The sequence below is a fragment of the Planktothrix paucivesiculata PCC 9631 genome, from assembly GCF_900009265.2.
Taxonomy (GTDB): Bacteria; Cyanobacteriota; Cyanobacteriia; order Cyanobacteriales; family Microcoleaceae; genus Planktothrix; species Planktothrix paucivesiculata.
Window position 1 is genome coordinate 99,210 of sequence record NZ_LR735018.1, and the last position, 10,033, is coordinate 109,242.

Sequence of the window (10,033 nt, forward strand, 5' to 3'; positions counted from 1 at the left end):
TTTCCCACAGGTTAAAACATAAGGCTAGACCAACAAAACCCTCGGTTACAGTTTATCCCCATTCCCCCCAAATTCCTGATATTCTTCTAAGGGAATTCCATTAAAATCCGGGTATTCATAATCATCAATTATTTCCTCTAAGGAGTGGATAACAAAAGGTAAATTAGCTCCAATTAATCCCCGTTTAATCGATTCTGGGGTATCGGGAAATAAAACAAATAAAGGATAAAGATCCTCCGCCTCTTGGGACTCAACATATTTATAATGGTGAGGCATAATCCATTCATAATCTTGATCTAATAAGACTTGAGTTAATCGCCAGCGCCTTAATAAATCCGATAATTCTTCTTGGGGACGATGAATAAAAATAAAAATTTCCGGCCCAATTTTAACTTTCCATTCGGGATCACACATCAGAATCCCAATATCGCAGGGTAAACCCACCGCATCCCCAGGTTTAATACTAATTCCCTGTTGTCCTGAATAGGAAAGTCCCTGACGTAAACGCACCACGGGTAAAGGAATTGTAATTACACTATCATCAGAACGGCGAATACTCGGAACCATTTCAAAATAAGGACGATGTTGCTTGAGTAAAGTAATTACGGATTCAGAATTACTATATTCTGCCAGCAACGCTTCATAATGAGATTTTTGAATAGACATAACCTTGATAAAAAATTAATTTGAAATTACGAACACCGGAACAGGGAATATTAAGGGAACAGGGAACAGGGAAGAGGGAACAGGGAACAGGGAATATTAAGGCTGTTGCCTTTTGCCTGTTGCCTATTCCCTTCTTAAGTCTTTTCTGTTGCCTGTTGCCTATTCCCTATTCCCTTCTTAATGTGTTTAACCCATTTTTTCAAAGACTGAAAACATGGGCAAATACATAGATAACAAAATTGAACCCACAATTCCGGCAACCATCACAATCATCAAAGGTTCTAACATACTGGTGAGTCCTTTTACGGCTTCTTCCACTTCCGTTTCATAGAACGCCCCGACCTTCATCAACATTTTATCTAGTTCCCCCGATTCTTCCCCAATGGCAATCATTTGAATCGCCAAGGCGGGAAATACATTTCCCTCCTGTAAAGCTAAACTAATTAAACCCCCCTGTTGAATAGACTCTCTCGCATGGTGAATAGTTTGGGCAATCAGGGCATTTCCCGCCACTTCTTCCACAATTTCCAGGGAATTCATAATCGGAACCCCAGACCGAGTTAAACTACCAAAAATGGTACAAAACCGGGCTACAGCAGAAATTTTAATCAGGTTTCCAAAAATCGGTAACTTCAGAAATAACTTATCAAAAAACATTCTACCGGCGGGCGTTTTATAGGAAATTTTATAAGCTGTCAATAGCCCGATGATAGTTCCGATTACTATGCCCTGGGGAATCGGAGGCCAAGTTCTACAAAACACACTAATATTGAGCATAATCTGGGTAAACATCGGCAGTTCCGCCCCAATATCCTCAAACACCTTAGCAAAGGTGGGGAGCAAAAAAGTTGTCATCCCAAAAAAGATAGTAATAGCAATAAAAAACACGGTTTTGGGATAGGACATAGCTGACTTAATTTCAGCGTTAGTTTTGTGGTTTTTTTCCATCATCACCGCCAGTCTTTCTAAGACTTCATCTAATACCCCCCCAGTTTCTCCCGCCGACACCATACTAATAAAAAGCTGATCAAAAATATCGGGAAATTTCCTCATGGCTACAGAAAGTTCCGTCCCTTCTTCCACATCAGCCCGAATCGAAGTTAAGGCGTTTTTTAACTTGGCATTACTACATTGTTCACTTAATACACTCAAACATCTCGCCATCGCAATCCCGGCATTAAACATAGACGCAAACTGACGAGCAAAAATTGCCAAGTCTTTAACCGTAATACTTGCGAGGGCAATACTAATACTTTCTTCAATTCGTTTAAGATCAAAACCCCGATTTCTGACTTGACTCCGAACTACACTACCTGCCATATATTTTTACCTACTCAGTATTAACTTTTTACCGATAACTGGTACGGGCGGGTTTTTTTAGATCTTTGTTAATCACCTAAATCTCGATAAACCCGCCCCTACAACTGATAACTGATTAAGCTCTGGCTTTTTGTCCCTTAGTCGCCGAGGGAGCCGGGCCAATTAAACGTTCTAGTTCATCGGGTTTAGACGATTTACTCATCGCCGCTTCCCAAGTCACTTGACCCTCGGTATACAGTCTTGCCAAAGCCATTTCCATCGTTTGCATTCCCAGTTTCGCCCCCATTTGAATTTGGGAATAAATTTGAGCGGTTTTTCCCTCCCGAATCAGGTTAGCCATAGCCGGAGTATTCATCATAATTTCGATACAAGCCCGACGACCGCCCCCGATGGCGGGAACTAAGTTTTGACTACAAACCCCCACCAGTGAACCGGACAACTGGGATCGAACTTGGGGTTGTTGGATAGGTGGGAATACGTCTAACATCCGGTCTACCGTCGCCGCCGCCGAGTTGGTGTGCAGGGTTCCAAAGACTAAGTGACCCGTTTCTGCCGCGGAAATCGCCAGACCAATGGTTTCTAAATCCCGCATTTCCCCCACCAGAATAATATCGGGGTCTTCCCGCAATGCTGCTTTTAAAGCATTAGCAAAACTTTTAGTATCTTCTCCCTTCTGCCGTTGGTGGAACAAACTTTTAATATTAGGAAACACATATTCAATCGGATCTTCCACCGTCAGAATATGTTCGGAGCGAGTCCGATTAATTAAGTCTAACAAAGCCGCCATGGTTGTGGTTTTACCCGAACCCGTTTGACCCGTGACCAACACCATACCCCTCGGGCGTTCGGTCATATCCCGAATCACTTGGGGAACTCCTAATTTATCCGCATTCGGAATCTTAGAAGCCAAGGCTCGTAAACAAGCCGCCCAACAGCCCCGCTCCCGATAGACATTCACCCGAAACCGTGCCAGTCCCCGTACCCCATAGGCACAGTCCAATTCCCATTCCTGCTCTAACTGCTTACGCTGCATATTATTCAGCATTTGATAGATCAGAGATTGCACTTCCTCCGCCGATAGGGTTTCCCCAAATTGAGGCTGGGGGGTCAGTTTCCCACTGATTCGGAAAAAGATAGGCGCGCCTGCTTGAATATGAATATCAGAACCACCCTGCTCGACTAAAGACTCTAAAGTATCTTCAATCATCAATCCCGCCATAATTCTTTTCCTCCAAATACAGTTGCAATAATTTGAGATGTTCAGGTCTTGGCCCAAGACCTCTGAAAATTAAGAATTTCTCCTAGTATTCCCAAGAGTTGCGTTTTACTGAGCACCGACACCCTTGGGTAAGGAGTGGGAAGCAGCAATTTTCCCCTATTTTTAGCTAGTAAAGCGCGGGGTCATGCAATAGGGACAATCCAGCCATTCCGGTTTCAATTCCGCTTCACAACTCTTACAGGTTAAGCCCTGTTTGCGTTTAGCCTTGAGTTCCGCTTCCAAACCCGAATCGGTAAACGTCACCCGTTCCACTTCTTCAAAGGTGGTATAGCCCTCGCGGACTAGCTGCAAACTGTAGGCTAAGATGGTTTTCATGCCTTCTTCCACGGCCGCTTCCTTAATTTGTTCCGTGGGGGCGCCTTTGGTAATTAGGGTTTGCAGTCTTTCCGTCACCTTTAAGAATTCGTAGACCCCAACCCGACCCTTATAACCAAGTCCATTACATTTTTTGCACAACTGACCCCCATCCGTCAGATGCTTGCGTTGTTCAGGGGGAATGGTATTGGCTTTATAGAAGGTAATATCAACTTCTTGGGAGGCCGACAGTCCATAACGACCGAGTTCTTCAACCGTGGGGGTATAGGGAACCCGACACTCGCCACAAACCCGACGCATCAGACGTTGGGCGAGAATCCCTAATAAGGCGGCTGACACCATGAAAGGTTCCACCCCCATTTCATCCAAACGGGCGATCGCCCCCGCCGCGTCGTTTGTGTGTAAAGTCGTTAACACTAAGTGTCCGGTTAAGGCGGCTTCAATAGAAGTTTTTGCCGTTTCTAAATCCCGGGTTTCTCCCACCAGCAATACATCGGGATCTTGTCGTAAAAACGCCCGTAAAATATTAGCAAAAGTTAAATTTTTCTCTCGAATCACCTGACATTGGGTAATCCCGGGTAAGGCATATTCAATCGGGTCTTCGGCCGTACTAATATTAATCCCGGGATCGTTGCGTTCGGCTAAAACCGAATATAGGGAGGTGGATTTTCCTGAACCCGTTGGCCCGGTGACTAGAATCAATCCAAAGGGTCGAGAAGCGGTTTCCCGAACTAAGGCTAAGGTTTCTTGATCAGTAATTAATTTATCTAAGCCTAATTGAGTTGAGGAACTATCCAAAATCCGCAAAACAATTTTTTCCCCGTAGCGACTGGGGAGACTATTCACCCGAAAATCCACCGTCCGTCCTCGAAACTTCCGACGAATCCGACCATCCTGGGCTTGACGGCGTTCGGCGATATCCATTTCCGCTAGAATCTTAAACCGGGAGGTAATGGCGGGAATCACCTTTTTCGGAAACTTATAATATTCCTCTAAAACCCCATCTCGACGCATCCGAATCCGCATCTCATGTTCTTGGGGCTCCACGTGAATATCGGAAACTCCTTCCGAAAGAGCTTTAGCTAAAATCACGTTCACCGCTTTAATCACCGGGGCTGTTTCCGATTGTTCGATTTCATCGGCCAAGTCCATCCCACCGCCTTCATCCCCCACATCTTCAAGGTCTGTGGTGTCGAAATCCCCGGCGGTAAAATCTAATTTTTCTTGTTCGCGACGGGCTGCATCTGCGGCTTTCTTTTTAACGTCCTCGTTACTATAGGCAGAAATGATTTGATCATAATCTTCATGGGTAATCACCCGCCGTTGTAACTTCAGGGCTTTGGGTCGTAGAATTTGGTTTCTTAACTCCTCCAAGGCCGTCAGGTTATCGGGGTCAACCATCGCAATCAAAACCGAGGAGGGATCATTTTCGACGGTGCGTAGGGGAATGAAGCGATGGCGTTTACAAGTTTCTAAACCCGTCTCCAGAAATTTCAGCATGACTTCGAGTTCTTCGTTCGTCATCGGTTCAATTTCAGGATCATAGGCTTCGACCCCATGAATAATTCTCAGTTCAAATAACTGTTGTTTTTTGTACTGACGCGCTAACTCCGGCGGCAGGGGCTGACCCGTGATCGATTCTAAAATTTCCGTTAGGGGCTGACCGGGGCGGGCTGTTTTTATAGCCTGCTGCAACTGCTCAGGATTAATATAACCAGATTGAATTAATTTGTTGCCAAAGGGAGTATTACTTTGAACAACTAAGGCGCGTCTTTGGGATGTATTAGTCATAGCCTAGACTTAAGTTATATATCTTTTAAATTGTCCAGCCGATTCTCAGACCCATCTAAGAGTCAAGTTCCCCAGAATATAACCGATTTCATCTGGGACTGATCTGGGTTTTCACACAGACTCTATCTCAGCCACGATCATTGATTTACCCATGATCTATCTTGATAATAGCTTTTCCTCGCTCACGGGGTTGTATTTTAAGATTTAATAGTTGAGACAACTCAATAGAAGATCTTCTGATTCAAGCCAACTTCTCCTCACAAATCTTACTGTTGCGCTGTTGCGCTGTTGTGGTGTTCCCTCTGACATGGAACGAAGGGCTCCGATTCAGTTAAAATTTTTGAAGTAACGTTTACGTCATGATCATCAAGGGTGAGGTTGCTCCTAATATCTTGAAGGTTTAGGAAATCTCGCTTGATTTTTTATGATTAACAAGGACAAAGTACGATTATGGTGTCTAATTCAACCGCGAATAATCCTGATGAACTAACGGGTCAATCCTATTCAACCTCTGAATCGGAAGCGAAAAGCTTTGGCGATCTCGAACATGATGCCACAACGGAGATAGAATCAAGCACTGAAACTTCAGTCGCCACGGATGGGACGGCAACTGAAGCATCATCTGAAACAACCTTTGGCCAGGAAATGGAATCCACAGGGGATAGTCTTCAGCAAGAGTTCATGGGCTTAGCAGAAGCCAATACTTCCTTGAAAGCTCAACTAGAAGACATGACAGGGCAATATCGCCGTCTAGCAGCGGATTTTGAGAACTTCCGCAAACGGACTCAAAAGGAAAAAGAAGATTTAGAAATTTCCATTAAAGGGTCAACCCTGAAGCCATTACTCCCGGTGGTGGATAACTTTGATCGGGCCAGATCCCAAATTAAACCCCAAACCGACGCGGAATCGAACATCCACAAAAGTTACCAAGGGGTTTATAAATTAATGGTAGATTGCCTCAAACAACTTGGGGTAGCGGTGATGCGTCCAGAAGGACAGCCTTTTGACCCGAATTTACATGAAGCGGTGATGCGAGAACCTACGGATGCTTACCCGGAAGGAACGGTCATTGAGGATTTAATGCACGGTTACCAATTGGGCGAAAAGGTGTTACGTCATGCCATGGTGAAGGTAGCAACCGCTCCTGAAACCGATTCTACACAAGAATCAACAGCCGACGCAGAAACCCCTTAATCAGTTATCAGTAATCAGTAATCAGTAATCAGTTAATAGTTAATACCTAGTTATTGATTGATAATACTGATAACTGATTACTGAAAATAATTTTTGACTGATAATAACTGTTTACGGATAACTGATAACTATTAACTATCGACTGATAACTGATAACTGATAACTGATAAGAGGAGTTATGGGAAAAGTCATTGGCATTGACTTAGGAACAACAAACAGTTGTGTGGCGGTCTTAGAGGGGGGGCAACCGATTGTAATTGCCAATTCTGAAGGAGGACGAACCACTCCTAGTATTGTGGGATTCGGTAAGTATGGCGATCGCCTCATCGGTCAATTAGGCAAGCGACAAGTCGTTACCAATGCAGAAAATACCGTTTACAGCATTAAGCGGTTTATCGGGCGTCGCTGGGAAGATACCGAAGAAGAACGCTCCCGGGTTCCCTATAACTGTGTGAAGGGCAAGGACGATACCGTGAATGTGAAAATTCGCGAGCAAGTTTACACCCCCCAAGAAATCTCGGCGATGGTCTTACAAAAGCTCAAGGAAGATGCAGAAGCCTATTTGGGGGAAGCCGTCACCCAAGCGGTAATTACGGTTCCCGCCTATTTTACCGATGCCCAAAGACAAGCCACCAAGGACGGCGGAACCATTGCCGGGTTAGACGTGCTCCGGATTATCAACGAACCCACGGCGGCGGCTCTCTCCTATGGGTTAGATAAACAAGATCAAGAACAGAAAATTTTAGTATTTGACCTCGGTGGCGGTACTTTCGATGTCTCCATTTTGCAACTCGGAGACGGGATTTTTGAAGTCAAATCAACCGCCGGAAATAATCATCTCGGTGGCGATGATTTTGATAACTGTCTCGTCCAATGGATGATCCAAAAATTCAAAACCCAGGAAGGAATTAACCTATCATCAGAAAAAATGGCGGTGCAACGGTTACGGGAAGCCGCCGAAAAAGCCAAAATTGAGTTATCCAATCGCAACACCACTTCCATTAATTTACCCTTTATTGTCTCCGATGATTCTGGGCCCAAACATTTGGAACTAGAACTCGGTCGAGGTGAATTTGAAGGGTTAGTGAAACATCTCGTAGACAGAACTATTGAACCCGTTGCCCAAGCCCTCAAAGATGCTAGTTTACAACCAGATCAAATTAATCGGATTATTTTAGTCGGGGGGTCTACCCGGATTCCGGCGGTGCAACAAGCGATTAGTGATTATTTTGGCGGTCGCGCCCCAGACCGTTCCGTTAACCCCGATGAAGCGGTTGCTTTAGGTGCTGCCATCCAAGCCGGGGTCTTGGCTGGGGAAGTAAAGGATTTATTGTTATTAGATATTACCCCTTTATCTTTGGGTTTAGAAACCTTGGGGGGAGTCTCAACTAAAATTATTGAACGCAATACCACTATTCCCACGAGTCGTTCTCAAATGTTTTCTACGGCCGTTGATGGTCAGTCCTCCGTAGAAATTCACGTCCTCCAAGGAGAACGGGCCATGGCAAAGGATAATAAAAGTTTAGGTAAGTTCCTCCTCAGTGGTATTCCGGCGGCTAAACGGGGTATCCCTCAAATTGAAGTCGCCTTTGATCTCGATGCTAATGGCATTCTGAAAGTTTCGGCTCAGGATAAGGGCACGGGGCGGGAACAAAGCATTGAAATTAGTAATACCGGAGGACTGACGGAAGCGGAAATTGAACGGATGCGTCAAGAAGCAGAAGTTTATGCCGATGAAGATGAAAAACGGCGTTTAGTTGCCGATCTGAAAAATCAGTCCGAAACCCTATTCTATAATTGTAAAGAAACCCTGAAAGGGAGTGCTAACCGAATTAGCGATCAACTCAAAGAACGAGTCCGTCAAGAAGCTGCCGCCCTAAAAAAAGCCGTGGCTAATACCGAGATCTCCTACGACCAGATGAAACAACAGGTGGAATCGTTCCAAGAAATGTTGTATGCTTTGGGTTCGGCCATTTATGAACAAGCTGGCCAGAATTCTTCCCCGTCCCCGTCCCCGTCTTCGTCTTTCGCTTCTGAGGATTCAGAATTGGATGCCACTCAAGAAGATGTAGAAAACACGGAAAATGCAGAAGATTTAGAAGGCATGGAAGATACAGATGATACCAGTAGCGGGTTATCCCTCGTGAATAACAGTATCGACACCCCCTTTGGAATAGATCCGGTTTCTGTTCCAGAGCCAGCACCCGATCCGGGCAATCCTTTTACCTCTCAATTCACTGAATAATTTTAGGCAAAATACTCTATGGCAGGCGATTATTATGAAATATTGGGTGTCTCCCGTGAGGCAGATACAGAAGAACTTAAGCGTGCCTATCGTCGCCTAGCTCGCAAGTATCACCCCGATGTGAATAAAGAAGCGGGCGCGGAAGAACGGTTCAAAGAAATTAGTCGCGCCTATGAAGTGTTAAAAGAACCGGAGTTACGGGCGCGATATGACCGCTTTGGAGAAGCGGGAGTATCTAGTGGTGCGGGTGGCTTTGACCCCAACTTTACCGATCCGTTTACAGATATTTTTGAGAGCTTCTTCAGTGGGTTCGGCGGCGGGGCGGGCGGTAATACCCAAGCGCGTAAACGCACTGGCCCTGTGCGGGGGGATGATCTGCGCTTAGACCTACGTTTAGAGTTCAAAGAAGCGATTTTTGGCGGAGAAAAAGAAATCCGCATTAAGCATTTAGAAACCTGTGAAACCTGCACCGGAACCGGGGCAAAACCGGGGACTCGCCCCCAAACCTGTTCTACCTGTGGCGGCAGTGGCCAAGTCCGTCGGGCGACTCGGACTCCCTTCGGTAGTTTTACTCAGGTTTCCGTTTGTCCGAACTGTAATGGTACGGGACAAATGATTGAGGATAAATGTTCCACCTGTGGCGGTCGGGGCTTAAATGAAGTCACGAAGAAACTAAAAATTAATGTTCCGGCCGGGGTGGATAATGGCACTCGTCTACGGGTCGCTAACGAGGGGGATGCGGGCAAACGCAGTGGGCCCCCAGGAGATTTATATGTGTTCCTCTCGGTGGCACCCGATCCGAAATTTAAACGGGATGGGATTAACATTCTATCGGAAGTCAAAATTAGCTATCTTCAGGCGATCCTGGGTTTTGATTTTGAGGTGGAAACCGTTGATGGCCCCACTAAGTTAACGATTCCGGCGGGAACTCAACCGGGAACGGTATTAACCCTGGAAAATAAGGGGGTTCCCCGTCTGGGAAATCCGGTGAGTCGGGGGGATCATTTAATTACAGTTCAGGTGGAAATTCCGACCAAGGTGGCACCGGAAGAACGGGAACTGCTGGAACAGTTGGTCAAAATTCGAGGCGATCGCACGGGAAAGAGCGGAATTGAGGGGTTTCTGGGTAACTTGTTCCACCAGAAGTAAGGGAGCAGGGGCAGAGGAGGCAGGGGGAGCAGGGGAGGCAGAGGAGGCAGGGGGAGCAGGGGAGGCAGGGGAGG

7 protein-coding genes are annotated in these 10,033 nt (G+C 45.8%); 3 read left to right on the forward strand and 4 right to left on the reverse strand.

Annotated features, from left to right (window positions below):
* Positions 1-45: 45 nt before the first annotated feature.
* The 4 genes from PL9631_RS14680 to PL9631_RS14695 form a co-directional block, all read right to left on the reverse strand.
* Positions 46-666, reverse strand: a complete 621-nt coding sequence (locus PL9631_RS14680) for a hypothetical protein (protein ID WP_083621441.1) — start codon at positions 664-666, stop codon at positions 46-48.
* A 186-nt stretch (positions 667-852) separates the two neighbouring features.
* Positions 853-1,986, reverse strand: coding sequence for a type II secretion system F family protein (locus tag PL9631_RS14685; RefSeq protein WP_083621442.1), 1,134 nt, complete (start codon positions 1,984-1,986; stop codon positions 853-855).
* 115 nt (positions 1,987-2,101) lie between these two features.
* Positions 2,102-3,205, reverse strand: coding sequence for a type IV pilus twitching motility protein PilT (locus PL9631_RS14690; protein WP_083621444.1), 1,104 nt, complete (start codon positions 3,203-3,205; stop codon positions 2,102-2,104).
* 162 nt (positions 3,206-3,367) lie between these two features.
* The gene (locus PL9631_RS14695; RefSeq protein ID WP_083621445.1) at positions 3,368-5,371 is read right to left on the reverse strand and encodes a GspE/PulE family protein; all 2,004 of its coding nucleotides are present in this window, start codon (positions 5,369-5,371) and stop codon (positions 3,368-3,370) included.
* A 450-nt stretch (positions 5,372-5,821) separates the two neighbouring features.
* Here PL9631_RS14695 and grpE point away from each other — a divergent pair, with 450 nt between their 5' ends.
* From grpE to dnaJ, 3 genes are all read left to right on the forward strand, one after another.
* Positions 5,822-6,565 (forward strand): nucleotide exchange factor GrpE, encoded by a 744-nt coding sequence (gene grpE, locus PL9631_RS14700; protein ID WP_083621446.1) that lies wholly within the window; start codon positions 5,822-5,824, stop codon positions 6,563-6,565.
* 178 nt (positions 6,566-6,743) lie between these two features.
* The gene (dnaK, locus tag PL9631_RS14705; protein WP_083621447.1) at positions 6,744-8,810 is read left to right on the forward strand and encodes a molecular chaperone DnaK; all 2,067 of its coding nucleotides are present in this window, start codon (positions 6,744-6,746) and stop codon (positions 8,808-8,810) included.
* Between the two features lie 18 nt (positions 8,811-8,828).
* Positions 8,829-9,959 (forward strand): molecular chaperone DnaJ, encoded by a 1,131-nt coding sequence (gene dnaJ / locus PL9631_RS14710; protein WP_083621448.1) that lies wholly within the window; start codon positions 8,829-8,831, stop codon positions 9,957-9,959.
* Positions 9,960-10,033: the final 74 nt, after the last annotated feature.